Source organism: Pseudoalteromonas rubra (genome assembly GCF_005887095.1).
GTDB lineage: Bacteria > Pseudomonadota > Gammaproteobacteria > Enterobacterales > Alteromonadaceae > Pseudoalteromonas > Pseudoalteromonas rubra_E.
Map to the genome: position 1 here is coordinate 1 of NZ_PNCI01000167.1, position 336 is coordinate 336.

A 336-nucleotide genomic window follows, 5' to 3' on the forward strand; every position below is an offset into this window, starting at 1 on the left:
CCCCACCAACAATCAAGGGAATATCAATCGAGTGAGCAACACGCTCAATCATATGCTCAGTAATAGTGCGTTTGGCACCGCTACCCGCATCCATATAAATGAGTTTCATTCCTAACATTTCACCGGCCATAGCGGTACACATGGCTATCTCATTTTTATCAGCGGGAATAGGGGTAGCATTGGAAATATAACTTACAGTTGTTGGTGCGCCCCCATCTATCACCATATACCCTGTTGGCATAATTTCCAATCCGCTTTTTTTTACAAAAGGTGCACTTATTACATGTTGACCTATTAATAATTCAGGGTTCCTGCCTGAAATAAGCGATAAATACA

Annotated in this window: 1 protein-coding gene; it reads right to left on the minus strand. The window is 41.7% G+C overall.

Annotated features, from left to right (window positions below; genetic code table 11):
• On the minus strand, positions 1 to 336 hold a 336-nt coding region (locus CWB99_RS23745; protein WP_212748547.1), incomplete at both ends, for a geranylgeranylglyceryl/heptaprenylglyceryl phosphate synthase.